Origin of the sequence: Flavobacterium flavipallidum, assembly GCF_038289905.1 — a bacterium.
Taxonomy (GTDB): Bacteria; Bacteroidota; Bacteroidia; order Flavobacteriales; family Flavobacteriaceae; genus Flavobacterium; species Flavobacterium flavipallidum.
On the sequence record NZ_JBBYHU010000007.1, the window covers coordinates 111,823 to 137,283 of the forward strand.

Here is a 25,461-nt window from a genome sequence, read left to right on the forward strand (position 1 = left end):
AAAACAAAAAACACCCGAATTAACGGGTGTTTTTAACTAAATTAATAACACTATTTAATACGAAGACATTACACTTTTAACAGTACTTCCTTGACTAGTGGTTAATCTAACATAATATACTTGTTGTTGTTCTAATGGAGTATTAATAAAAATAGTCACTTCTTTACCCAAATAACTAGCTATATCAATCATTGAATAAACCAAAACGCCTTTAGAATTAAACACTTCAATTGTCACATCAGAAACATAATCAAAATTATATTTAATTGTCAACTGATCTTTAAATGGCACAGGATAAGCATCAAAGCCTGCTGTTTCAGTACTACTAATTTTAGAAGCTGTAACTATTGCCAAATCCAAGGTTGGAGCCGATGGACATTTTTCAACTTCCCAGCCTACTGCAATTGCGCATTCGTCAAACACTTCATTAACAGCAGCAGCAGCTCCTGCAATATCAGTTAATGACGCACCATTCTCGCTATTTTTAATATTATCTACATTAGCTAAAGCACGGTTTGCCAAATCCAATAAACCAGCTACAGTTCGGTTACCATTTCCATCTGGAATAATAGCATTAATTACTGCTGCACTAAATGTTCTATAAGTATATTCATTTACAGTAGGAATCCAAATATTATTTTCAAGATGTCCACAAATTCTTTGTTTTGCAACTGAAGAACCACATCCTCCTTCAGGTTTGGCTGTTGCCAAAGTTCCAGCTTGTAAAATAAAACTTCCTAACTGAGAAGGTTTAGTTATATTAACATTCAATGACAATGCTATAGTTTGAGAAAGTAATACATTATTAATTTTACCATTTTTCAAGAAACTATTAGGCAAAGATGGACAAATAGGATAATCTCCAGCAGGTACAATTTCTGTAGCTTTACCTCCACCGGGCATTTGAGTAATTACACAACTTGCATCACCAGAATTCATATACACCGAACTAACACCTGCTTTACCTACTGTAATTGTTCCTCCGGCATTAGCAATTGCTTGAGTAATCAAATTAGCTGTAGAAATACCTCCGGTAGTTCCATCACAATACAATCCTCCAGAATTCCCATAAGCACCTTGTGTATAAGTACACAATTCACCACCACAAGATGGTCCATCCGATAAAGTCTCAGAACCTGATTGTTCACAACCGTTAGCATCTTTAACAACCCATGAATAGGTTCCTGCTCCCAAACCAGTATAAACTTTCGGCGATGTTTCTGCCATAAAACCACTTCCATTAAAGTTAACCATATAAGGCGCTGTTCCTCCGCTAAAAGTTATTGTTAGTGAACCATCCGAGAATCCTAAACAAGTTACTTCAGTATGAGCATCAGAAGCAATTAACGCTGTTGGCTGAGTCACTGTTTCTGAACCGGATTGTTCACAACCATTTGCATCTCTAACAACCCATGAATAGGTTCCTGCTGCAAGACCAGTATAAGCTTTTGGTGATGTTTGTGCAACAAAACCACCTCCGTTAAAGTTAACAGTATATGGCGCGGTACCACCACTAAAAGTAACTGTTACAGATCCGTCTGTTCCTCCATTACAACTAACATTGGTATGTGCATCTGAAGCGATTAATGCTGTTGGTTGAGCTACGGTTTCTGAACCCGATTGTTCACAGCCATTTGCATCTCTAACAACCCATGAATAGGTTCCAGCACCAAGACCAGTATAAGCTTTTGGTGAAGTTTGTGCTACAAAACCACCACCGTTGAAGTTAACAGTATATGGTGCAGTACCTCCACTAAAAGTAACTGTTACTGATCCATCGGTTCCTCCGTTACAACTTACATTAGTATGTGCATCTGAAGCCATTAAAGCTGTTGGTTGAGTTACAGTTTCTGAACCCGATTGTTCACAGCCATTTGCATCTCTAACAACCCATGAATAGGTTCCAGCAGCAAGACCTGTATAAGCTTTTGGTGAAGTTTGTGCTACAAAACCGCCTCCGTTAAAGTTAACAGTATATGGTGCAGTACCTCCACTAAAAGTAACTGTTACTGATCCATCTGTTCCACCGTTACAACTTACATTAGTATGAGCATCGGAAGCTATTAATGCTGTTGGTTGAGTTACTGTTTCTGAACCGGATTGCTCACAACCATTTGCATCTCTAACAACCCATGAATAGGTTCCTGCCGCAAGACCGGTATAAGCTTTTGGTGATGTTTGCGCTACAAAACCGCCTCCGTTGAAATTAACAGTATATGGCGCTGTTCCTCCACTAAAAGTAACTGTTACAGATCCGTCTGTTCCTCCATTACAAGTTACATTGGTATGAGCATCTGAAGCTATTAATGCTGTTGGTTGAGTCACTGTCTCTGAACCAGATTGCTCACATCCATTAGCATCTCTAACAACCCATGAATAGGTTCCAGCCGCAAGACCAGTATAAGCTTTTGGTGAAGTTTGTGCTACAAAACCACCTCCGTTGAAATTAACAGTATATGGCGCTGTACCTCCACTAAAAGTAACCGTTACAGAACCATCTGTTCCTCCATTACAAGTCACATTGGCATGAGCATCGGAAGCTATTAATGCTGTTGGTTGAGTCACTGTTTCTGAACCGGATTGCTCACAACCATTTGCATCTCTAACAACCCATGAATAGGTTCCTGCCGCAAGACCGGTATAAGCTTTTGGTGAAGTTTGTGCTACAAAACCACCTCCGTTGAAATTAACAGAATACGGTGCTGTTCCTCCACTAAAAGTAACCGTTACAGATCCATCAGTTCCTCCATTACAACTTACATTGGCATGAGCATCTGAAGCTATTAATGCTGTTGGCTGAGTCACTGTTTCTGAACCGGATTGCTCACAGCCATTTGCATCTCTAACAACCCATGAATAAGTTCCAGCCGCAAGACCAGTATAAGCTTTTGGTGATGTTTGTGCAACAAAACCACCTCCATTGAAATTAACAGAATATGGTGCAGTACCTCCACTAAAAGTAATTGTTACAGTTCCGTTTGTTCCTCCATTACAACTTACATTGGTATGCGCATCAGAGGCTGTTATTGTAGAAGGCTGTCCAACAGTTTCTGAACCGGATTGCTCACAGCCATTTGCATCTCTAACTACCCATGAATAAGTTCCTGTTGTTAAACCTGAGTAAACTTTTGGAGAAGTTTGACTAACAAATCCACCTCCATTGAAGTTAACCATATAAGGTGCAGTTCCTCCACTGAAAGTAATTGTCACAGAACCATCTGTTCCTCCATTACAACTCGCATCAGCATGAGCATCTGAAGCTAGTAATGCTGTTGGCTGAGTTACTGTTTCTGAACCGGATTGCTCACAACCATTTGCATCTCTAACAACCCATGAATAAGTTCCTGCCGCAAGACCGGTATAAGCTTTTGGTGATGTTTGCGCTACAAAACCTCCTCCGTTGAAATTAACAGAATACGGTGCTGTTCCTCCACTAAAAGTAACCGTTACAGTTCCATTTGTTCCTCCATTACAACTTACATTAGTATGAGCATCGGAAGCTATTAATGCTGTTGGTTGAGTCACTGTTTCTGAACCGGATTGCTCACAACCATTTGCATCTCTAACAACCCATGAATAGGTTCCTGCTGCAAGACCAGTATAAGCTTTTGGTGATGTTTGTGCAACAAAACCACCTCCGTTGAAATTAACAGTATATGGCGCTGTTCCTCCGCTAAAAGTAACTGTTACAGATCCGTCTGCACCTCCGTTACAACTTACATTAATATGAGCATCTGATGCGATTAATGCTGTTGGCTGAGTCACTGTTTCTGAACCGGATTGCTCACAACCATTTGCATCTCTAACACCCCATGAATAGGTTCCTGCCGCAAGGCCAGTATAAGCTTTTGGTGATGTTTGTGCAACAAAACCACCTCCGTTGAAATTAACAGTATATGGAGCAGTACCTCCACTAAAAGTAACTGTTACAGAACCATCTGTTCCTCCATTACAACTTACATTAGTATGAGCATCTGATGCGATTAATGCTGTTGGCTGAGTCACTGTTTCTGAACCGGATTGCTCACAACCATTTGCATCTCTAACAACCCATGAATAGGTTCCTGCCGCAAGGCCAGTATAAGCTTTTGGTGAAATTTGTGCTACAAAACCACCTCCGTTGAAATTAACAGTATATGGCGCTGTACCTCCACTAAAAGTAACCGTTACAGAACCATCGGTTCCTCCATTACAACTTACATTAGTATGAGCATCTGATGCGATTAATGCTGTTGGCTGAGTCACTGTTTCTGAACCGGATTGCTCACAACCATTTGCATCTCTAACAACCCATGAATAGCTTCCCGCTGCAAGTCCTGTATAAGCTTTTGGCGAAGTTTGTGTTACAAAACCTCCTCCGTTGAAATTAACAGTATATGGCGCAGTACCTCCACTAAAAGTAACTGTTACAGTTCCGTTTGTTCCTCCATTACAACTTACATTAGTATGTGCATCTGAAGCGATTAAAGCAGCTGGCTGAGTAATTGTTTCTGAACCACTCGCAGTACATCCATTAGCTCCTCTAACAATCCAGGAATAAGTTCCCGCAGCGAGCCCTGAATATACTTTAGGAGAAATTTGACTTACATATCCTGCTCCATTAAAATTGACTTCATACGGACCTGTACCACCACCAAATGTAATAGTAACTGATCCATCTGTTCCTCCGTTACAACTTACATTGGTATGAGAATCATTTGCTATTGGCGGCGCTTTATCTTCCTGAACCGTAATATAAGCAGTAGCCATACAACCTGCAAAACCTGGAGCCGAAACAACAGCAGCATAAACTCCTCCAACTGAAACTGTTCTATTCAAATCAGGAGCTGCATCTTCAGCTGGAATAATTGGACCTAATCCTCCATTTTCTGAAGAAGCTGGCCCATAAAATACAACAGGAGCTCCATTTGGTTTTATGCCTGTTGCTGTTATTGTGGCCGTTGTATTTGTACAGGTAATGGTGCGATCAACAGAAAGACTTACTTCAGGCTTAACTGTAAATCCAAAAGCATATGGTCCTGCATAATCTTTTAACTCACAAGTAAATGGGTCATTATTACCACCGGCACAACTTCTTGTTTTTACTAATAAACTTCCTAAAATATTAGAACAAGGATCACTATCATCTTTTCTATCCAAATTAAAAGCAGTTAAGTTGATACCAATTTCCACATGTTGCAAAGTTTGGTATTCATCAAACAAAGTAGCTGTTGAACCTTCTAAAGTTCCCCATGGTGCAGCAAGAGTACTTCCTTCTGCGTTAACTCTACCCCATATAGCCGCAACTGCATCAGACAAAGCGGTAATTCTTGCATAACCAAAATCACCACTTGACAAGCCCTGTTCGAAACTTCCTGCCACTACATTAAAAGGTCGGGCTGATGGATTTAGACTTAAAGCATCAAAACTGGCTTTACTCATCCAAACACGAATTCTCACATCTGGTTTTGTTCCTCCACCTTCATAGTCAATTGAAACAATAATAGTTCCCGGTTTATTAAGACTTCCATCTGGATTAAAAGTAAATGCTGTACGTCCACCATCACTACCTGTATTGATGAAAGACGCTCCAGAAACTTCTGCTAATGTTCTAAAAAACTCAAAATCTATATGCTTACTTCCGGAAGTAGAACGCAAAGTAGCAGCTCCATAGGCATATAAAGTAGCAAAAGGTCTAGGATCTTGTGCTGTAGGATCTTTTGGTCCCTCACCTCTTAAATGCGCCATAACATCGATAATATCATCTTTTTGCGGTACACTACCAGATCCAACATTATAAGTTGAAGGATTATCCGGATTTTTATCAGATGTAGAAGTAAAAATTGACGCATCAGTATTACTTTGTGCTGAATTATTATCCCTTCCATATACTGCATCTATCCATAAATAAGGAGTTGGAACACCATTAACTGAACTTACCACTATAGATAATGGAGGTCTGGATTGTCTTTTAGTAAAAGAATAATTATTATTGCCCTGAATAGCAGCTTTTAATATAGCTCCATCTCTTTGATCAATAACATTTAGCCCCATACCATCCCAATATGGAGAACGCACACCTAAAGAATCAGGCGGAGGAGTCTTATTTACAAACCAATCATCCACTCCTGCAGTTACTGATGGTGGTGTTGTAGAACCTGGAGGTGTGATTATAGAGAAACCCTGGAAATTAGCATAAGCATCTCCATCCACACCAAAATTAGCTCTAATTGCACCCGGATCAACTAACTGCCCATATGAGTTAGCAGAAAAAAATAAAGACATAACCAAGAATACACTGAAAAATAACAACTTATTAAGCAGTGTATTTTCCCGAAACATCTTTAATGCAATTATTCTGCAACAATCTACCAAAGTGCAAAAGACAGCTTTTACACCCTGCATCGTATAAAAAATATTTTTTTTCATGATAATAGTATTTTTATGTCATAATTATATTAAATAGGTATATAAAAAGATTTGAGGGAGAACTATCATAAAAAACATCTTCAAATTGATATTGAAGTAAACCTCTTTCATATAAAAAAATTAAATACAACCGCTCCGATGGCCTAAAATGAAAATCATTATCAAACACATCGAAATACAATTATCGAAGTAGGGAACTCACCATATTCCCGAGATTTGGAGAAAGGAAATGTTTCACAACAGCAATTGCATTAACAGTCAAAGAATTTCCTAATTAGCAATGCAAAATAACTCAACAATAAATGTTGCTTCTTGAAAATGAAACTAACAAAATAAAGGTTATAAATAGTCATCAAATCTGGGGGAGATAACCGTTAGATAATTTTCTTCATATTATAATGAAGTTCGCCATCTGAAAAAATCAAATTAATGAAATCAATCCTGATTTTTAATTAAAAAAGCCATGAAGTGTAAAACTTTATTTCAATAAAAATAACTTATAATTTCTCAAATAATAAAGACGTCGCTGTCAAACCTGGACCAAAAGCCATAGCAATAACTTTAGTACCTGATTTAATAGTTACATCATTTATAATATTGTCTAATATATATGGAATTGTAGCCGAAGACATATTGCCATGATTGCGCAAAACATCATAAGACCAATGTGCCTGATGTTCCGGAATCCCTATTTCACTTACTACATAATCAATGATTTTTGGTCCTCCCGGATGAATTGCAAAATAAATTTGAGATTTTTCTTTATCCAAATCAACACCACATTTTTCACAAAGTGTCGTCAAAAATTCTTTAATATTTTTACGAATAAAAACAGGCACTCTTTTAGACAGCGTCATCAAAAAATTATATTCTCCTAAATCCCAGGACATATCTTCTAATGAATCTGGTATAAGCAATTCATGGGATGCTATAATTCGCAAGCCTTTTTTCTCTTTAATGGAATCATCATTCATAAATGCATTTTCCTCATACAAAGAATAACCTATAAAACCATCGGCAAAAAGGGAACAAATCATAGTGTTTGCCGGTGAAAACTCTGTTAGATTCAAATGAGCCGACAGTAATTCGGTATGAACAACATCCGCTCTACCGTTTTCTAAACTTGCCGCAATAAGGCTACTGGCTGTACGTATTGCCGGAAAAGCACCATAACACCCCATATGATAGGAATGCGTTACCTTAACACTATTCCAGTTTCTATTAATTACCGCTTCCTGAGCAACACTTGGCGAAGAATATCCAGAACAACTAACATGAATTAAATTCTCAGGCTTTGTTTCATTTTTAGAATAAAATTGGTTAAAAACATTCCGCATATTTTTTTTAAACCATTCCATTCTAACATCGATTTTAGGGCCAAAGGTTTTACCGTCTATTACTTCAAAACCCTCAGGAAAATGATAATCCAAAGGTGAAGTAACCTGCATTATATTTTCAACAAAATCTCTAATTCCTTCAAAAATGATTGTTTGCCTTTTGTTGATACTTTCTGAAGAGACTGAATACTTATCAACTTGATCAGATATATAATCAAAACTGACTAATTCATCCTCAATTTTATTAGAATTTGTAATGCTTTCTAATTTTGTAATATTTTGAAAATGATAATATAAATATTTGGTGTATTGATTGAGTTTATCCTGCTCAAATAATTTACCAACTAAAATTGGATGAAAATTGGAAAGAATAATACTTTTCATAACCTTAAAATTTAATTCATTATTAAAGTTCTAAGTGAAAACCTCTTTGAATAATATTATTTATTTCTTTCTCTATTTCCAATCTATGGCACACAAACCAATACCAATTTAAACCCATATTTTAAGGATTTATATCAGCAAATAAAACACAGCATTATTAATCAGGAAGAATACATATATGAAATCGATTAATTCTGAATGAATTAAATACATTTTCAAAAAAACATTGAGTTTCGTATTTCCTTTTGGAGTGGCGTAATTTTATTTCATAATTTATATCAGTCAGGAAAACCAAAAAATTGGATAATTATTTTTAAGAGAAAAAAAATATTACAGATTAAAACCATTGCAAATTACTATAAATAGTATGGCTCACGAAGTATCAAAAAAACACTTCTTGCTGTCGTATCAGAACTTTTGGAACAAAGTTCTTAGTCGTAAAATAGTCTAAAAAAAACGGTTACAAACTTGTACTTTCTGACGGGGAACAGAAAAACTCGCATATTAAAACCTTCAAAAACGAAGTAACACTCTCAACAAATTGTGTTTCCATGTTTTTAGATTAAAACTATATTTAATAAAAAAACAGTCAACATAATCAAGCTATTTCTAGCACAAAAAAGAGTAAGTAAAATAAGGAAGAAACTGGGGCATAAAAACTTAAAACCGATGATTATAAAGCATTTAGTCAATCACACATAGCACTTAATAATTATCAGGCTACCAAAGTTAATTGTATTTAATTTAACATATCAAAAAGCAAATGTTAAAAAAAACCTAAAACAGTTAATCCGTTCTTTTTATCGACGAAATGCATTTTTTGTAAAAAAAAGAACCAAAAAAATAAGCCAAAATGATTCTCAATCACTTTGGCTTATCATGTTCTTATTTTCAACAGCTTATTTAAGTGCCACTAAACTTTGCTCAATGGTTGCAATTTTTGCTAAAGCATCAGCTTCTTTTTTACGCTCCATAGTTATTACTTTTTCAGGAGCACCGTTCACAAATTTTTCGTTCGATAATTTTGCTTGAACTGATTTTAAGAAACCTTGTGTATATTTTAATTCTTCTTCTAATTTTTGAATTTCAGCTTCCACATCTACATTTCCAGTTATTGGAATAAAATATTCGTTAGATTTTACACGGAAAGACAAAGCACCATCTACTTTTTCAGCAACATATTCAAAAGCGGAAACATTACCTAATTTAGTAATAATAGAATCAAAATAAGTAGAAACATTTTCATTATTGGTTGCTTTTAACTCTATTGCATCTTTAAATGGAATATTTTTATCCTTACGAATCGTTCTGATTCCTGAAATTACCTCAATAGTATTTTCAAAATCAGTAATCAAATTGGCATTGAAAGCTTTTGCTTCTGGCCAAGTTGAAACAATCAAGGCTTCTTCCGGACTTCTTTCGGCAATATGTTGCCAAATTTCCTCAGTAAGGAACGGCATGAATGGATGTAATAATTTCAAATTATTTTCCAACATTTCGATAGCTTTGTCAAAAGTAACTTTATCAATTGGCTGTTGGTATCCAGGCTTAATCATTTCTAAAAACCAGGAACAGAAATCATCCCAAACCAATTTATAAATAGCCATTAAAGCATCAGAAATTCTATATTTTTCAAAATTATCTTCAATCTCCAATAAGGTTTGTTGCAATTTAGCTTCATACCATTCGATTGCTACTTTAGATGATTCTGGCTGGGCGATGCTTTCTGAAACTTCCCAGCCTTTAATCAGTTTGAATGCATTCCAAATTTTGTTAGAAAATCCTTTTCCTTGATTACATAATTCCTCATCAAACATGATATCGTTTCCTGCAGATGCACTCAACAATAAACCTACACGAACACCATCGGCACCAAACTTATCAATTAAATCTAATGGATCAGGTGAATTCCCTAATGACTTAGACATCTTACGACGTTGTTTATCACGAACCAATCCTGTTAAATACACATTAGAAAATGGTTTATCACCACCATATTCATAACCTGCAATAATCATTCTGGCCACCCAGAAAAACAGAATATCCGGACCAGTAACTAAGTCATTGGTTGGATAATAATATTTATATTCTTCGTTCTCAGGATCCATGATACCCCCAAAAACTGACATTGGCCATAACCAAGAAGAAAACCAAGTATCCAAAGCATCAACATCTTGTTTTAGGTCGGAAGTTTGAAGTTGGGAGTTTGAAGTTTTTTCTTTGGCTAAAGCCAAAGCGTCTTCAATATTTTCAGCAACTACGAAATCTTCTTTTCCGTCACCATAATAGTACGCCGGAATTTGTTGTCCCCACCATAATTGACGGGAAATATTCCAATCACGAATGTTATTCAACCAATGTGCATAAGTATTGTTAAAACGTGAAGGATGCAATTTGATACTTCCGTCTTCTAAAACGGCCTTGATAGCTGGTTTTACCAATTCGTCCATTTTTAAGAACCATTGATCAGATAATCTTGGTTCGATAACAGCTTTCGTTCTTTCAGAAGTCCCTACTTTATTTAAGTGAATTTCTGTTTTAGCCAAATCACCATTAGCTTCTAATTCTTTAGCAATTTCAGCACGAACCACAAAACGATCTTTTCCCTGATAATGCAAACCAAAACTATTTAAGGTAGCATCTTCATTAAAAATATCAACGATTTCAAGATTGTGTTTTTCACCTAATGTTTTATCGTTCATATCGTGAGCTGGAGTTACTTTCAAACATCCTGTTCCAAACTCCACATCAACATATTCGTCTTCAATAATTGGAACTACTCTGCCACAAATTGGCACAATCGCTTTTTTACCTTTCAAATGGGTGAAACGCTCATCATTTGGATTGATACAAATAGCAGTATCTCCAAAAATAGTTTCCGGACGAGTTGTCGCAACTGTTAAATAATCTTCAGTTCCTTCAATTTTATATTTTAAGAAAAATAACTTTCCTTGTTGCTCTTCATAAATAACTTCTTCGTCAGACAAAGTTGTTTTAGCTTCCGGATCCCAGTTTACCATTCTGTAACCGCGATATATCATTCCTTTGTTATATAAATCAACAAAAGATCGAATTACAGAAGCCGACATATCCGGATCCATCGTAAACTTAGTTCGATCCCAGTCACAAGATGCTCCTAGTTTTTTTAACTGTTCTAAGATAGTCCCCCCGTATTTATCGGTCCATTCCCAAGCATGTTTTAGGAATTCTTCACGAGTTAAATCGTTTTTATTGATTCCTTCTGCTTTTAATTTCGCAACAACTTTAGCCTCAGTAGCAATAGAAGCGTGATCCGTTCCGGGAACCCAACAAGCGTTGAATCCTTTTAAACGGGCTCTTCTGATTAACACATCCTGAATCGTATTGTTCAACATATGTCCCATATGTAATACTCCGGTAACATTTGGTGGAGGGATTACAATGGTATAAGGTGTTCTATGATCTGGCTTTGAGTGAAAATAATTATTTTTCATCCAGTAGTCATACCATTTTTGCTCTATTGTTTTAGCGTCAAATTGTGCGGGAATTGCCATATAAATAACCGTTAATAACCAAAATTAGCTTTTGGTGTGATTTTTGTAATTTAAAATTGGGAACAAAAGTAAATAATAAAGTACACTATAAAAAGGGAAATAAAAATTTGTGTACTAATTAAAACAAAGTATATTTACTTTATCTAACAACCAAACATGAAAAAAATAACTACTATTGTAACAATCTTATTTTTTGGATGTATTGGATTTGCTCAAAAAGGAGCTAAAATAGAATTCAAAGCCAAAAATAACACTATTGATTTTGGAGTAATTAATAAACAAAACGACAACGGTATTCGTTCTTTTGAATATACTAACACTGGCGATGCCCCTTTGATTATTTATTCTGTACAATCTACTTCGAGCTGTACTATTTTATCCAAACAAAACACAACTGTACAGCCTGGAAAATCAAGTAAAATTGACATTAAATACAATATGGTTCCCGGACCTATTCGAAAAACAATTACAGTTGAATCTAACGCTATTAATTATGACGAAGGACGGATTCCTCTTAAGATAAAAGGAGAAGTAGTTGCTCTATAATTTTCAAAATGCTTCTTAGAAAATTAAGAAGCATTTTTTTTATAAAACATCTATCAGCTTAAATTTAAAATCCATTAACTTCCCTTCTCTTTCCACTTTTACTTCTATCCATATTTCATCATCCGACCACAAAAGTGCATTTAATTGCTGTAATGAAAGATTATAAGCTTCTTTTCCATCAATAGAAACAATGATATCTCCTATTTTCAACCCACATTTTTCAGCATTAGAATTCATTCTTATATAACCTATTTCATACACTGGTTTTAATTCCGTTTTATATTTCACTTTAATCCCAGCTGTTTTATCAGTTTTAATATCTTCAGCATGCATTACAAATGAATTATCAGGCACGACGACCAATTGTTTTACCAATTGAACACCGGTATGCCAAACCTCAATACCACTTTTATTATAATAAAATGTATTCTTATAATTTTTATTCTTCTTTAAATACAAACATCCATTTTTATAATCAAAAACAGACGTAAAACGTTTCAATATTTCACCGCCTACTGATCCCAAACGATTAGATTGCATACTAATATTTTTTATCGAAATTGAATCAGGGAAAGCCACTATAGGTATTTTAAATTGGAAATCCGCAATCGAAAAACGGTCAATTCTGGCTCTTTTGCCTTCAACTGCACCACTCAAACCTTGCCCCAAATAATCCTTAAAATGTTTTTGCGGAACTTCAATTTTATCCGAAATCTCATCAAAAAGCCAAATAGCATCACTATTACCATTATCCACAAGCAACTTAACTGCTACATCTTCATCATTTAATCTCACAACAGCTTTAACATAAGGCTTATTTCTTTCAATTGAAAGAGGAATTCTTGTAAATTCTTTTTGAATCTTCACATGAAACTTAGAATTCAATTTATGAAAACTAACCATTCTTTTAGCATAATCAATCTCAACTAAATGATTATTAAAAGCAGCCGACCCAATAATCCCATTTACTGTTATACCTACATAAGTAGACAAATTAAAAGAAGGATCTAAAATCAAATACAACATATGATTTTTAGACTGTAACTTATCAATAGTTAATAAATTCCCTGAAGATCTGAGTCCCTCAACACCTTGACTATCACCTAAACCTTGAATATTTATTTTTTTTACATTATTAAGATTGAGTTTTCCGGGATCTTCAAAACCAAATAAAATTGTTTCTTCAACTCCCGAATCCAACAAAAAAAGCAGTTCAACCCCATTCACTTTAACCGGAATAAAAACCAAATTATTGATTAACCGAATAGGAAATTTCACCCTGTCGGATTTAGCATCAACAAATTCAAATTGCTGTTGTGAAAGTGCAGGAATCGTAAAACCAAGAAGAAAAAAAAACAGAATTATTTTTTTCATGTAACACAATTTGCATAAAGTTAACAAAATTCCTGCTTTTTAATAGCTTTTAATTTCAAATTGTAAAACTATCAATAGCTTAGTTTTAAAAAAAAATCGCAAATTTGCATCAAATTTTTATTTAAGATGCCTGAGATTTCAATTAGAGGAAGAAGAATGCCTGAATCGCCAATTCGCAAATTGGCTCCATTTGCTGATATAGCTAATAAAAAAGGCCTAAAAGTGTATCACTTAAACATAGGCCAACCTGATATAAAAAGTCCTGAAATAGCCATTCAAGCCATTAAAAATATCAACATGGACATCATTGAATATGGTCCATCGGCAGGTTATGAAAGTTACCGTAAAAAATTAGCGCAATTTTATACTAATCAAAATGTAAGGGTAGACTTTTCAGATATCATGATTACCACTGGTGGTTCTGAAGCCTTATTATTTGCTTTAGGCAGCATCATGGATCCGGGAGATGAAGTCATTATCCCTGAACCTTTCTATGCTAATTATCATGCATTTTCAGAAGAATCAAGCGCAACCGTTGTTCCTGTTAATTCCGATTTCGAAGAAGGCTTCAAACTACCTTCTATCGAAGCTTTTGAAAAACTGATTACTCCAAAAACAAAGGCAATCATCATTTGTAATCCAAGTAATCCAACAGGAAACTTATATTCAGAATCAGAAATCCAACAATTAGGTGAATTGGTAAAAAAACACGATTTATTCTTAATTGCTGATGAAGTATACCGTGAATTCATCTATGATAAAAAAGACCTGCATTATTCGGTAATGAACTTAATCGGTCTTGAGCAAAATGTCATCATGATTGATTCGGTTTCTAAGCGTTACAGTATGTGCGGTGCTCGAATTGGCTGTATGGTTACCAAAAACAAAGAGGTTATTGCTGCAGCTATGAAATTTGCACAAGCCCGTTTATGCCCTCCAACAATAGAACAAATTGCCTGCGAAGCGGCTATTGATACACCTCAAAGCTATTTTGACGAAGTAATTGAAGAATACAAAGACCGAAGAGATACCTTAATTGCTGAATTACTTAAAATTGAAGGCGTAAAAGTGACTCCGCCTAAAGCTGCATTTTATTGCATTGCTGAACTTCCAGTAGATAACACTGAAACATTTGCACAATGGCTTTTAGAAAGTTATCATCTTGATGGAGAAACGGTCATGGTTGCACCTGCAGCCGGATTTTATTCCACTCCGGGAATGGGATTAAAACAGGTACGTATTGCTTATGTACTCAACAAAACTGACCTTAAAAAAGCAGTTCATATTTTAAAAGATGCTATTGAAACTTATAATGCCAGATAGACACAAAAACTGCTTTTAAAACCAAAAACAACAAAGACAATAACTTAAAACGGTTATTGTCTTTATTGTTTAAAACACAACAACAATCAAGCCTTTAAAGAGTTTATTTTTATTAAATGCTATAGAAAATCTTTAGTTTTTATTAATTATCTTTACAGCCTTAAAAAAACAACACCCACTATAACAGTAGTATTTAATGATACATAACGAAGAAATGCACGACGAAATTGGAGACAATCACATTGGTTCGAGTGCAAAAAATCCTTTACGAGACGATGCATTTGCATTATCGGATGATGAAAAAATTGAAAGAATAAAAAAAGACGTCCACAACATCCTTCAAACTTTAGGAATGGACTTAACTGACGACAGTTTAAAAGGCACACCTAACCGTGTAGCCAAAATGTTCGTTAAAGAAATCTTTGGAGGATTAAATCCAAATAAAAAACCAAAGGCTTCTACTTTTGACAACAACTACAAATACGGTGAAATGCTTGTAGAAAAAAACATCATAGTTTACTCTACCTGCGAACACCACTTACTACCCATTATTGGTCGCGCTCATGTTGCTTATATCTCTAACGGTACAGTTATTGGGCTATCTAAAATGAACCGAATTGTAGAATATTACGCAAAAAGACCACAGGTTCAAGAGCGTCTTACTATGCAAATCGTTCAGGAATTACAACAAGCCTTAGGAACAGAAGATGTTGCCTGTGTAATTGACGCTAAACACCTTTGTGTAAACTCAAGAGGTGTAAGTGATATTGAAAGCAGCACGGTTACTTCTGAATTTGGAGGAAAATTCAAAGAAGACAAAACCAGAAGAGAATTTTTAGATTATATCAAATTAGAAACTAAATTCTAAAACCACTTTTTCCTGTAGTAAAGTTAAGCTAACGCAACAATCAGCTCCCAAAAAATTAAACAATGTCAATTTACAGCACTCAAACACTAAAAATTTACAATTCCCTTTCTGGAGAAAAAGAAACTTTTGTACCTATAAACGAAGGCAGTATTGGAATGTATGTTTGCGGTCCAACAGTTTACAGTAACGTACATCTTGGAAATCTAAGAACATTCATGTCTTTTGATGTGATTTTCAGATATTTTATTCACTTAGGTTACAAAGTAAGATATGTTAGAAACATTACTGATGTTGGACACATTGTTGATGATGTTGATGAGGGAGAAGATAAAATTGCCAAAAAAGCACGTTTAGAGCAATTAGAACCAATGGAAGTGGTACAACGTTATACCGTAGATTTCCATGAAATCCTAAAAGCCTTTAATTTTTTACCTCCAAGTATAGAACCTACAGCCACAGGCCATATTATTGAGCAAATTGAAATCATCAAAAAGATTATTGATGCCGGAATTGGTTACGAAGCGAATGGTTCGGTTTATTTTGATGTGGTAAAATTCAACAAGACAAACCATTACGGAAAATTAAGCGGACGCAACATTGAAGAGATGCTGGCTAATACCCGCGATTTAGATGGACAGTCAGACAAAAGAAACCCTCAGGATTTTGCGCTTTGGAAAAAAGCAGAACCGGAACATATCATGAGATGGCCTTCACCATGGAGCGACGGTTTTCCGGGCTGGCACTTAGAGTGTACTGCAATGAGCACTAAATACCTGGGAAATCATTTTGATATTCACGGTGGCGGAATGGATTTAAAATTCCCTCACCACGAATGTGAGATTGCTCAAAACGAAGCCTGCACAGGTCAAACTCCGGTAAATTATTGGATGCATGCCAACATGCTTACACTTAATGGTAAAAAAATGGCAAAATCTACCGGAAATAACATTTTACCCAGAGAAATTTTAACGGGGGACAACAACATTTTAAGCAAAGCTTTCCCTGCTTCAGTTGCACGTTTTTTTATGCTACAAGCTCATTATAGAAGCATTCTTGACTTTTCTGACGAAGCTATTGTAGCAGCCGAAAAAGGATACAAAAGATTCATGGAAGCTATCGACGCTTTAAAACAAATTAAAACGAGTGCAAGCAGCACTTTAGACATCGCAGCATGGAAACAACTTTGCTATGATGCCATGAATGACGATTTCAACACGCCTATTTTGATAGCCCATTTATTCGAAGGCGTTCGTTATATCAATTTACTTAAAGATAACAAAGAAACAATTAACGCTTCTGACTTAGAAACTTTAACAACAACAATAAATGCATTCGTTTTTGATGTTTTAGGACTTGAAAATCAAAAAGCAGCCGATAGCAACAACGACAAACTGGAAGGAACAATAAACATGTTGATTGACATGCGAAACAAAGCTCGTGCTGATAAAGATTTCGCCATGTCTGACCACATTAGAGACCAACTGCTTGCCTTAGGAATCCAACTTAAAGACAGCAAAGAAGGTACTAGTTTCAGCATTTAGTTTTGAGATTTTTTGAAAATATTTTTTTTTATAAATCTCAAGACTACCTTATAAATCAATAAAAATGTTTTCAAAAATCATCTTATTTCCGTTCATTTTATTGGTGCGCTTCTACCAATTGGTCATCTCACCACTAACCCCGGCTACTTGCCGATTTACACCTAGCTGTTCGGCATATATGATTGAAGCACTTATAACCCACGGTCTAATTTATGGTGGTTATTTAGGTATAAAAAGAATATTTAGTTGTCATCCATGGGGAAAAAGCGGTTATGATCCAGTACCAAAAAAGAAGGAACACTGCAAACATTAACCTTTAATTAGTACTCGTTTTACTTTAAATATTTAATTTTACAGCTAGATAAACAATAATTAGATGACACAAGCTTTAAACATTGTATGGAATCCCTCCGAAGGAATAGACTTAGGTTTTTTTGTAATTAGATATTACAGCCTAATGTTTGTTATTGCATTTGGACTAGGATGGTATCTCATGAAAAACATTTTCGAACGCGAAAATGAATCTTTAGAAAAACTAGACTCTTTGTTTGTATGGAGCGTTTTAGCCACTTTAATCGGTGCGAGACTAGGACATGTTTTCTTTTACGACTGGGAATATTTCAGAAACCATTTATCCGAAATCATATTACCTTTTAGATTATCACCTAAATTTGAATTCACAGGATATCAGGGATTAGCCAGCCACGGTGCAGCAATCTCTATTATTGTTGCTATGTATTTTTACAGCAGAAACATTCTTAAAAGACCTTTATTGTGGATTTTAGATCGTATCGTAATTCCTGTTTCAAGTGGTGCTATTTTTGTAAGATTGGGTAATTTTTTCAATTCAGAAATTGTTGGAAAAGTAACCGAATTTCCTTTTGGAATAAGATTCCTGCACGATTATTACAGCAAAGCAGATGCAGTAAATGCAACTCAAATCCCTAATCCCAAAGAAGCATACACTGCAATTGCAACAAATCCAAAATTCGCCAATTTATTAGCCCAAGTACCCGTAAAGCACCCAACACAATTATACGAAGCCTTCTGCTATGTCTTTGTATTTGCAATATTATTTTTCTTATACTGGAAGACTGAAACAAGAAAAAAATCCGGATTTTTATTTGGACTTTTCTTAGTATTATTATTTTCTGTTCGAATGGTAGTCGAATCAGTAAAAGAAAGCCAGGGTGGTTTCGAAAGTTCTTTAGGATTACTTTCTACCGGACAATGGCTAAGTATCCCTTTTATTTTAATAGGCCTATATTTTATCTTTACTGCCGAAAAACCAATAAAGATCTAACCCTACAATATAAATAACAAAAAATGCCGTCTAAATTCCCTAGATGGCATTTTTTTTTGTTTAAATATCAAATATCATTATAAAGAAGCTAGAAAAACCTTTTTGGATAATCCCCAACTTTTGAACTTGATCCCCCTGATCCCCTATAAAATTGGTTATTTTTTTAAACAAAAAAACCACCTAACAAAAGTTAGATGGTTTTCTTTGAGCCGATAGAGGGACTCGAACCCACGACCTGCTGATTACAAATCAGCTGCTCTAGCCAGCTGAGCTACATCGGCAATTGTGTAATAATGTTTTATTGAAATCTCAATAAAAAACCATCTAAAATTTAGATGGTTTTTGAGCCGATAGAGGGACTCGAACCCACGACCTGCTGATTACAAATCAGCTGCTCTAGCCAGCTGAGCTACATCGGCGTCATTATTACGGGTGCAAATATACTGCTGAATTTTAATTTTCCAAAGGAAATTTGCACTTTTTTTGACTTATTCCTGACTACAATTCGTTGATTTTAGCAATCAATTGATTTGCAACTTGTTCCAATTCCACATTGATTTGTTTAAAATGCGCTTTTTTATTTTCTACATTCTTTGCATTTACTTTTGCAATCAAATTATCGAAAGCAACGATAGCTTCATCAATCAAATTATTCGTTTCTTCTGTTGGTTTTCCTGTAGTTGAAAGTTCAAACAAGTAAACTGCTTCAATAATATCCCCTAAAACGTAGTTGATGTCTTTCTTTAAATTCTTAACGTTTGCCATTTTTTTAAATTTTAATTTGCGGTAGCAAAATTACACATAAAGTTTTTAATTGCTACTATGAAATATAAATTTCTAAAACAGAAGCTTTTCCGGACAAAACATACGTTTTAATTACAGCAGGAAGCAATACGGTATCTCCTTTTTTGTAATTGTACTTCACACCATTACATTCTAACTCAAAGCTTCCTTCTACACACATATAAACGGTAAAGGTATCTCCTGTTTTGCTAACCACAACCTCACCATCTAAAGGAATAAAATTAGTGGTAAAATAAGGACAATCAACTACTGAATTAGATTGATTTACCTCTTTAGCATATTCCTTATAAGTATCGACTTTTTCATAATTAATAGCATCCAAAGCCTGATCAATATGCAATTCTCTACCATTACCTTGAGCATCTACTCTGTCAAAATCATAAATACGATAGGTAATATCAGAAGTTTGCTGAATTTCAGCAACTACTAAACCGGCTCCAATAGCATGAACAGTTCCTGTTTCAAGAAAAAAAACATCCCCTGATTTTACTTTAACATCATCAAGAATAGTAAGCAAACTTTTGTTCTTCAGATTTTCGACATATTCATTTGCATTAGATTTTTCTTTAAATCCTACAATGATACGTGCATCCTCATCAGCCTGCATAATATACCACATCTCTGTTTTCCCAAAAGAATTATGACGTTCTTTAGCCAAGGCATCATTTGGATGTACCTGTATAGACAAATCTTCTCGAGCATCTAAATATTTAAATAACAAGGGAAATTGTTTCCCAAATCTTTCATAAACAGCTCTCCCTAAAATTTCATTTGGACATTCATCAATAAGTGACATCAATGAAGCTCCTTTCAATTCTCCATTGGCTACCACACTTACATCACCTTCAACGGTAGATAATTCCCAGCTTTCCCCTACGGTAGAAGACTGAATCGGCTTAGATAAAACTGTTTTTAATTTTTCACCTCCCCAAATTCTATCTTTCAAAATTGGCTCAAACTGCAATGGATAAATATTCTTCATTTTTCTTTTTGTTTAATTTGTTTTGTTTTTAGTTTAAAACAAATATACCTCTCTAAACCTTCCGAAAACAAGTACTTTTTGTTCAATTCTATAGACTATTTTATCATTTTTTCCAACATTTTAGTAACATGCTTCATTCCTAACAAACTATCAAAAATCATTTGCACCACACCTTTATCATCTACAAAATAAGTAACTCTGCCAGGAAGCAAACCAAACAAAGCTGAAGAAACACCAAAAAGTTTACGAATAGCATTATCAGAATCAGACAAAAGAGTAAATGGTAAATTATATTTTTGAATAAATTGCTGATGAGAAGCAACATTATCAGCACTAACACCAATTATATCAACCCCAAATTTTAAAAATTCGGAATAATTATCTCTAAATCCGCAAGCCTGAATAGTACATTGGGAAGTATCATCTTTTGGATAGAAATAAATAATAACCGCTTTTTTCCCAATTACATCACTACTATCAAACAACTCTCCCGTTGCATCTAAAGCCGTAAAACACGGCACGCTATCTCCTACTTTCAAACCCATTACAATCCTTTATAACTAACAAAATTCCTAGGCGTTTCATAAAGCGTAACTTCCAGTTCTAATTCGGATGCCACACGTTTTCTCATTTTATTCCAAATAACCACTACAATATTCTCAGCTGTAGGATTTAAATCTTCAAATTCGGCTACATCTAAATTCAAATTTTTATGATCAAAAGCATCTTCTACTTCTTCTTTGATGATATCCGCTAAAATCTTAGCATCCATGACATAACCAGTTTCAGGATCAATTGCCCCCGTAACGCTCACAATTAATTCATAGTTATGACCATGAAAATTAGGATTATTACACTTCCCAAATACGGCATCATTTTGCTCAAAAGTCCAATCTTTTCGATACAAACGATGCGCTGCGTTAAAATGTGCCTTTCTACTTATTGTTACTTTCATAATCGAATTATAAAATCAAAATCAATTTTAAAGCTTATGCGCTTCTAAAAAATGATAGAATTCTTCAAAAATAATTCTAAACCAGACGGTATATATTTCGGGCTGCAACGCAATATCGTCTTTGACAGCTTCAATATCCATCCATTTCCAAGCTTCCACTTCATCTATATTAATCCTCGGAGTATCATTATAATAACCAATCATCACATGATCTAATTCATGTTCAGTCAAACCATTATCAAATGGAGCTTTATATATAAAATGAAACAACTCTTTTAATTCAGTTTGAAATCCCATTTCTTCCATCAATCTTCGATTTCCGGCTTGCAAATTGCTTTCGCCCTCCCGCTGATGACTGCAACAAGTATTGGTCCACAACAACGGAGAATGATATTTATGATGCGCTCTTTGCTGCAACATCAATTGGTTTTTATCATTTAAAACAAAAACGGAGAAAGCACGGTGTAATACCGCTTTTTCATGAGCTTCTAATTTTGGCATCAAACCAATTGGCTCGTCATTTTCATTGACTAGTATTACGTTTTCTTCTGTCATATTTTTTTTATAGCTAGACAAAAATACAAAAAAGATAAGGAAACAATATTGCTTTAACGTTCTCTTTCGAATTATAAATCTCTAAAATTTTACGCAACATTAATCCTTAACAACCTATAATTCGTAAATACAAGTATTAACAAACTATAAATCCCTGTTAAAATGTAAATTAAGCGACCTATACTCTATTTTGAGAATTATCTTTGTATATATCAGAAGAATAAAAAACAAATAACATAGTAATATATCCCCATGAAATCGAAAACATTTATAAACTTACTCTTTTTACTTCCCTTATTCGCCTTTACAGCTTGCGGACAAAACAAACAACCCAAGGAGTCAGAAAAAATAAGCAGTAGCAATGTAATTAGCAAACCCGGAAACCCTTATTATTCCCATACCGATACCACAAAGTTAAAACTAAGTGATGCCGAATGGAAAAAAGTACTTCCTGAAGATGTTTATTTAGTCATGCGACAGGCCGAAACAGAAAGAGCTTTTACCGGAAAATATTGGAATACCGACGAAAAAGGAACCTACTATTGTGCTTCCTGTGGAAATTTATTATTTCGCTCTACAGCAAAATTCTCCAGTAGTTGCGGTTGGCCAAGTTTTTTTGAACAGCAAAACAAAAAAAGCATTGTTTTCAAAAACGACAACTCTTACAACATGGAACGCATTGAAGCACTTTGTGGCAGATGCGGAGGACATTTAGGCCATCTTTTTGACGACGGCCCAGAACCTACCGGAAAAAGATACTGCATGAATTCCATTGCACTTGATTTTGTTCCTGACAACCAGTAATTAACCTAACACAACCCACATGAAAAAATATTTATTCCTCATTCTTCTGATTTCATGTACTGCTTTCAGTCAAAAAAAGACAGCAAAAGCCAATCCAAACCTGGAATCCATCACGCTGGGCGGAGGTTGCTATTGGTGCATTGAAGCTATTTTTGAAAATTTAGAGGGTGTAAAAACAGTTGTTTCCGGATTTTCAGGTGGAACTACTAAAAATCCCAGCTATGAAGAGGTCTGCACCGGAAAAACTGGACATGCCGAAGTAGTAAAAATCACTTATGAAAAATCCAAAACCAATCTGGATGAAATCCTGAAAGTTTTTTTCACCGTTCATGACCCAACGACCTTAAACCGTCAGGGAGCCGATGTAGGCACACAATACCGCTCCGCTATTTTTTACAGCAATGAATCGCAACGAAAAACAGCTCTGGAAATCATTAATGAATTAAACAAAAATAAAGTTTACAACAATCCAATCGTTACCAAAGTAGAACCCTTTAAAAACTTCTATGAAGCCGAAGAGTACCACCAAGATTATTACGAATACAACCAGAACAAACCGTATTGCCGATTAGTAATTCAACCGAAACTGGAAAAATTTGAAAAAGTTTTTAAAGACCGTTTAAAAAAGAAATAAACAATTGCAAAACCTCGATTAAGAAATTATTCGAGGTTTTTTATTTAAAGACTCACCAATCATCAAAGCACATTTTTCACCATCAATAGCCGCAGAAATAATTCCGCCTGCATAACCTGCTCCTTCTCCGCATGGATACAAACCTTTTATTTGCAAATGTTCTAAAGTAAAGTTATCTCGAGGAATACGTACCGGTGAAGAAGTCCTGGATTCTGGTGCATGAAGAATAGCTTCATTAGTCAAATAACCTTTCATCGATTTCCCAAAAGCAGTAAATCCTTCACGCATAATTTGAGTTAAAAAACCTGGGAAAACTTGCCCCAATTCTACCGGAGTTGTCCCCGGAACATAGGAAGTTTTAGGAATATCTTTTGAAACTTTAGACTGGGTAAAATCAATCATCTTTTGAGCAGGAACTTTCTGTGTTTCCCCTGCCAAATGCCAGGCTTTTTGCTCGATACTTTTTTGAAATTCCATTCCTGCCAAAGCACCAAACTTTGCAAAAGGTTTAAAATCTTCCAATTTCAATTCCACTACAATTCCTGAATTGGCCGTAGCCTGATCTCGTTTAGAAGGAGACCAACCATTGGTAACCACTTCCCCCGGACTGGTAGCGCAAGGCGCAATTACACCTCCCGGACACATACAAAAAGAATACATTCCTCTTCCTCCAACCTGCTTGACAATACTATAAGGTGCCGGTGGCAATAATTCGCCGCGATAATCACAACTATACTGAATACTATCAATCAACGATTGTGGATGTTCGGCCCGAACGCCTAATGCAAAAGGTTTCGCTTCAATCAATATTTTCTTTCTATCTAATAACTCAAAAATATCTCTGGCAGAATGTCCTGTTGCCAAAATAAGTTTGTTGGCCAAAATTTTGTCACCGTTTTGAATAACTACACCTTCTACCTCATTGTTCTTAACCAAAATATCAGTGACACGAGTTTCAAACAATACCTGACCTCCGCATTCTTTTATTTTTTCGCGAATATCTTCGATAATTTTAGGCAATTTATTAGTTCCAATGTGAGGATGTGCATCTACTAAAATATCAGGAGTAGCACCAAAAGCCACCAACAATTCTAAGATTCGGTTGACATCTCCCCTTTTTTTAGATCGAGTATACAATTTTCCATCCGAATAGGTTCCCGCACCACCTTCTCCAAAACAATAATTAGAATCTTCGTCTACAATATGATCTCTGTTGATAGCCTTTAAATCCCTTCGGCGACCACGTACATCTTTTCCTCTTTCTATTACGATAGGTTTCAACCCTAATTCAATCAATTGCAAAGCTGCAAAAAGTCCCGCAGGTCCGGCACCAACCACAATTACTTCCTGTTCATTAGCTACATTTGGATAATCAGGAAGTGGTAATAGGTTTTCCTGAAAAGTTTCCCCTTTTAAATAAACATTTACCTTCAGGTTGATTTTGACATTTTTTTGACGGGCATCAATCGAACGCTTTAAAATAACTACGTGCTGAATTTCAGAAAGCGCTACTTTTATTTGTTTAGACAAATAGTCTTTTAACAAACTCTCGTTTGCAGCGATTTCGGGAGTTACCTGAAGTAAAAGTTCTTTGGGCATGACGACTGAATTATTTTGTTAGCTTTTCTATTTCGGAAAAGAAGCTGCAAAAATAACATTTTCAAAACAGACTTTGTAACTTTGGCACTTCTAAACTTTGCATCAATAAAATAATGTCAAGAAAAATAAAATTGATTTGGGATTTTCGCGGACCTGCTTCCGCAAAAACTGCTGAGCACCACGAAATTCATTTAAAAGAATATATCGCAATAGAAAAACTTCCTTTAAACATTACCGGATTTGAAGTTTATGACGAAATGCACGCCATTGCTTTCATGGTCGTTACCGATGAAAATATGATTCCGGTACGTGATGCCTTAAAACCGCATCGAGGAGAACTTTATAATGAATAAATTCCAATAAAAAAATTCCAAATTCCAATAACGATAAAGGCATATTCATAATACCTCAATCTATTGTTTTTCATAAAAATAGGTATTATATTAGAAGAAACAAACCCCGAAATTGCTCAAAAGGAGTCAAAAACGGGGTTTTCTTTTATAGTGTGATG

General features: G+C 35.1%; 19 protein-coding genes and 2 tRNA genes. 9 read left to right on the top strand and 12 right to left on the bottom strand.

Annotated elements, in window-relative coordinates; genetic code table 11:
- Window positions 1–54: 54 nt before the first annotated feature.
- From AAEO59_RS05690 to AAEO59_RS05700, 3 genes are all read right to left on the bottom strand, one after another.
- Window positions 55–6,408, bottom strand: a complete 6,354-nt coding sequence (locus AAEO59_RS05690) for a hypothetical protein (RefSeq protein WP_341699771.1) — start codon at window positions 6,406–6,408, stop codon at window positions 55–57.
- A 497-nt stretch (window positions 6,409–6,905) separates the two neighbouring features.
- Window positions 6,906–8,129: a 3-oxoacyl-[acyl-carrier-protein] synthase III C-terminal domain-containing protein gene (locus tag AAEO59_RS05695; protein ID WP_341699772.1), complete on the bottom strand. Its 1,224-nt coding sequence runs from the start codon at window positions 8,127–8,129 to the stop codon at window positions 6,906–6,908.
- An 899-nt stretch (window positions 8,130–9,028) separates the two neighbouring features.
- Window positions 9,029–11,662, bottom strand: coding sequence for a valine--tRNA ligase (locus AAEO59_RS05700; RefSeq protein WP_341699773.1), 2,634 nt, complete (start codon window positions 11,660–11,662; stop codon window positions 9,029–9,031).
- Window positions 11,663–11,818: 156 nt separating this feature from the next.
- On the opposite strand from AAEO59_RS05700, the gene AAEO59_RS05705 reads away from it, so the two are divergent.
- Window positions 11,819–12,208: a DUF1573 domain-containing protein gene (locus AAEO59_RS05705; protein ID WP_341699774.1), complete on the top strand. Its 390-nt coding sequence runs from the start codon at window positions 11,819–11,821 to the stop codon at window positions 12,206–12,208.
- Window positions 12,209–12,247: 39 nt separating this feature from the next.
- Here AAEO59_RS05705 and AAEO59_RS05710 read toward each other — a convergent pair whose 3' ends face one another.
- Window positions 12,248–13,582, bottom strand: a complete 1,335-nt coding sequence (locus AAEO59_RS05710) for a PDZ domain-containing protein (protein ID WP_341699775.1) — start codon at window positions 13,580–13,582, stop codon at window positions 12,248–12,250.
- 126 nt (window positions 13,583–13,708) lie between these two features.
- On the opposite strand from AAEO59_RS05710, the gene AAEO59_RS05715 reads away from it, so the two are divergent.
- From AAEO59_RS05715 to lgt, 5 genes are all read left to right on the top strand, one after another.
- On the top strand, window positions 13,709–14,905 hold the full coding sequence (locus AAEO59_RS05715) for a pyridoxal phosphate-dependent aminotransferase (RefSeq protein WP_341699776.1): 1,197 nt from the start codon (window positions 13,709–13,711) through the stop codon (window positions 14,903–14,905).
- 196 nt (window positions 14,906–15,101) lie between these two features.
- On the top strand, window positions 15,102–15,773 hold the full coding sequence (gene folE / locus AAEO59_RS05720; protein WP_341699777.1) for a GTP cyclohydrolase I FolE: 672 nt from the start codon (window positions 15,102–15,104) through the stop codon (window positions 15,771–15,773).
- A gap of 62 nt (window positions 15,774–15,835) precedes the next feature.
- The gene (cysS, locus tag AAEO59_RS05725; protein WP_341699778.1) at window positions 15,836–17,314 is read left to right on the top strand and encodes a cysteine--tRNA ligase; all 1,479 of its coding nucleotides are present in this window, start codon (window positions 15,836–15,838) and stop codon (window positions 17,312–17,314) included.
- A gap of 64 nt (window positions 17,315–17,378) precedes the next feature.
- The gene (gene yidD, locus AAEO59_RS05730) at window positions 17,379–17,627 is read left to right on the top strand and encodes a membrane protein insertion efficiency factor YidD (RefSeq protein ID WP_341699779.1); all 249 of its coding nucleotides are present in this window, start codon (window positions 17,379–17,381) and stop codon (window positions 17,625–17,627) included.
- A gap of 63 nt (window positions 17,628–17,690) precedes the next feature.
- On the top strand, window positions 17,691–18,617 hold the full coding sequence (gene lgt, locus AAEO59_RS05735) for a prolipoprotein diacylglyceryl transferase (RefSeq protein WP_341699780.1): 927 nt from the start codon (window positions 17,691–17,693) through the stop codon (window positions 18,615–18,617).
- Between the two features lie 207 nt (window positions 18,618–18,824).
- On the opposite strand, the gene AAEO59_RS05740 is transcribed toward lgt, so the two are convergent.
- The 7 genes from AAEO59_RS05740 to idi all read right to left on the bottom strand — a co-directional run bounded on the left by AAEO59_RS05740 (window position 18,825) and on the right by idi (window position 21,913).
- A tRNA-Thr gene (locus AAEO59_RS05740) sits at window positions 18,825–18,898 on the bottom strand.
- Between the two features lie 64 nt (window positions 18,899–18,962).
- Window positions 18,963–19,036 (bottom strand) — tRNA-Thr (locus AAEO59_RS05745).
- Window positions 19,037–19,115: 79 nt separating this feature from the next.
- The gene (locus tag AAEO59_RS05750) at window positions 19,116–19,382 is read right to left on the bottom strand and encodes a hypothetical protein (protein ID WP_341699781.1); all 267 of its coding nucleotides are present in this window, start codon (window positions 19,380–19,382) and stop codon (window positions 19,116–19,118) included.
- A gap of 55 nt (window positions 19,383–19,437) precedes the next feature.
- Complete coding sequence (locus AAEO59_RS05755; protein WP_341699782.1) at window positions 19,438–20,403, bottom strand: type I phosphomannose isomerase catalytic subunit; 966 nt, start codon at window positions 20,401–20,403, stop codon at window positions 19,438–19,440.
- Window positions 20,404–20,498: 95 nt separating this feature from the next.
- The gene (locus tag AAEO59_RS05760; RefSeq protein WP_341699783.1) at window positions 20,499–20,948 is read right to left on the bottom strand and encodes a peroxiredoxin; all 450 of its coding nucleotides are present in this window, start codon (window positions 20,946–20,948) and stop codon (window positions 20,499–20,501) included.
- The gene (locus tag AAEO59_RS05765) at window positions 20,948–21,358 is read right to left on the bottom strand and encodes a 6-pyruvoyl trahydropterin synthase family protein (protein ID WP_341699784.1); all 411 of its coding nucleotides are present in this window, start codon (window positions 21,356–21,358) and stop codon (window positions 20,948–20,950) included. The genes AAEO59_RS05760 and AAEO59_RS05765 overlap by 1 nt, the downstream gene beginning before the upstream one ends.
- 27 nt (window positions 21,359–21,385) lie before the next feature.
- The gene (gene idi / locus AAEO59_RS05770; protein WP_341699785.1) at window positions 21,386–21,913 is read right to left on the bottom strand and encodes an isopentenyl-diphosphate Delta-isomerase; all 528 of its coding nucleotides are present in this window, start codon (window positions 21,911–21,913) and stop codon (window positions 21,386–21,388) included.
- A 252-nt stretch (window positions 21,914–22,165) separates the two neighbouring features.
- On the opposite strand from idi, the gene msrB reads away from it, so the two are divergent.
- Window positions 22,166–22,717 carry a peptide-methionine (R)-S-oxide reductase MsrB gene (msrB, locus tag AAEO59_RS05775; protein ID WP_341699786.1) on the top strand — a complete coding sequence of 184 codons (552 nt, stop codon included), beginning with the start codon at window positions 22,166–22,168 and terminating at the stop codon, window positions 22,715–22,717.
- Window positions 22,718–22,736: 19 nt separating this feature from the next.
- Window positions 22,737–23,351 (top strand): peptide-methionine (S)-S-oxide reductase MsrA, encoded by a 615-nt coding sequence (gene msrA / locus AAEO59_RS05780; RefSeq protein WP_341699787.1) that lies wholly within the window; start codon window positions 22,737–22,739, stop codon window positions 23,349–23,351.
- An 18-nt stretch (window positions 23,352–23,369) separates the two neighbouring features.
- Here msrA and AAEO59_RS05785 read toward each other — a convergent pair whose 3' ends face one another.
- Window positions 23,370–24,950, bottom strand: coding sequence for an NAD(P)/FAD-dependent oxidoreductase (locus tag AAEO59_RS05785; protein ID WP_341699788.1), 1,581 nt, complete (start codon window positions 24,948–24,950; stop codon window positions 23,370–23,372).
- A 113-nt stretch (window positions 24,951–25,063) separates the two neighbouring features.
- Between AAEO59_RS05785 and AAEO59_RS05790 the strand changes: the two genes are divergently transcribed.
- Window positions 25,064–25,303, top strand: coding sequence for a hypothetical protein (locus AAEO59_RS05790; RefSeq protein ID WP_341699789.1), 240 nt, complete (start codon window positions 25,064–25,066; stop codon window positions 25,301–25,303).
- Window positions 25,304–25,461: the final 158 nt, after the last annotated feature.